The sequence below is a fragment of the Endozoicomonas sp. ONNA1 genome (assembly GCF_024606325.1).
In the GTDB taxonomy this organism is placed as follows: domain Bacteria; phylum Pseudomonadota; class Gammaproteobacteria; order Pseudomonadales; family Endozoicomonadaceae; genus Endozoicomonas_A.
Genome location: NZ_JAHHPN010000824.1, coordinates 1 through 1,537, shown reverse-complemented (window position 1 = coordinate 1,537; position 1,537 = coordinate 1). Strand labels below are relative to the sequence as shown.

The window sequence follows — 1,537 nt, the reverse complement described above, 5'->3', positions numbered from 1 at the left end:
TATGTCGAGGCTGCCAAAGTAATGGGTTTTGGCTCAGGGCGTATTATGTTTCGACACATTCTGCCAAACTGCCTGTCTCCCATTCTGGTCATCTCAACCGTCCAGATTGCCAACGCCATTATCAGTGAAGCCGCCCTGTCTTTCCTGGGGCTGGGGATGCCTGTGTCGGAACCTTCATTGGGGTCGCTGATCTCAAGTGGCTTTGAGTATATTTTCTCTGGTAGCTGGTGGATTACGGTTATTCCAGGTGTCATCCTGGTCACACTGGTTCTGGTGATTAACCTGCTGGGTGATTGGCTGAGGGACGTGCTCAATCCCAAGCTCTATAAAGGTTAAGCGTCACTGACAAAAAGGCCGTTTTAGCGGCCTTTTGCTTTTTTCTCAGGGTGCAAATACCCTTTTACTGCTCAATTGCCAGATCAGGACACCGGTGAAAACGGCAGCCATCAAAGGATTGAACCAACTGGTGGCGTCTGTGACCAACGTCCTTGAAATATCAAAAGCAAAGAGAACACCGAGGGCAATTAAACCGGTTGTCCATGCCAGGGCTTTATCTCTCCACTGGCAGGTTGCAGCAGTAAACCAAAAGGCCAGAACCGAGCCAAGAATAATATAATCGGTATTAACGCTTCTGGGGTTGAACATAACGTGATAGCAAGCAGCAAAACTCAATAAATAGATCAGGCCAGTCCTGGTACCATGACGGACAATGGCATAAAAGCAAACGGCCCAGGTCATGGCTGCCAGAATGATTTTCAAAATGTTCTGCAGGTTTTCCGGGACAGAGTAGTTGAAAAGTTGCATGGGAATGTTGAAGAAACTGGCCCAGTTAGGTGTTGTCACTCCCCGGTCAACGGCTGAGTCGGCCATCTCAAGAAAGTTGTTGTACTGTTCGAGTCCATAATCCAGGCCACCAAACACCAGAGGCAGTGACAGAAATGCCAATAGCATCAACGGTACTCTTAGCCAGAAAGGCCTGAACAGTGTGGTTACCAGCAGGAAGAAGACAATAAAGGTCGGTTTCAGGCTCATGATCAGAGCCAGAATCAGGGCTGCCGAGTTCCAGCGCTTCTCTATAATCTGGCTGATCACCAGCATCATGGCTGCAATGAGGATCACATTCACTTGCCCGTTTCTAAAGCCAGAGAAAGCAATGGGAACGGCAATCAGACTGAATAATCCAAACCTGTTAAAGAGGGTTTCCCCAGAGTATTCCTGAAAGTGTCTCAGCAGTCTCAGGCTGGCCCAGACATAAAGACCTATGATAAACAAACGCCAGAGCAGGTCAGCGAGAAATATGGGCAGTTTGGTGATCGGTACAAAAAGTACGGCAAAGGTGGGGGTATAGATGAAACCTCCTGGTCCCGAGTAGAGCTTTACCCGGTCGATCCACCGATCAGCGCCGAGCAGGTAGCTGTCCAGCACGGTGTGCTGACCCGGTTCCAGGGCGACTTTGACAAAGATCAGAATTACGGCCAGCCCCCAGAGAAACATTCCGAAAAGGGCCGCAGGATGATTTTTCAGGAGGGCTATGTCC

2 protein-coding genes are annotated in these 1,537 nt (G+C 49.4%); one reads left to right on the top strand and one right to left on the bottom strand.

Going from position 1 to position 1,537, the window contains the following annotated elements:
- On the top strand, positions 1–336 hold a 336-nt coding region (locus KDK19_RS19410), incomplete at its 5' end, for an ABC transporter permease (protein ID WP_257292668.1).
- Positions 337–381: 45 nt separating this feature from the next.
- On the opposite strand, the gene KDK19_RS19405 is transcribed toward KDK19_RS19410, so the two are convergent.
- Positions 382–1,537: glycosyltransferase family 87 protein (locus tag KDK19_RS19405; protein ID WP_257292667.1), on the bottom strand; the 1,156-nt coding region annotated here is incomplete at its 5' end.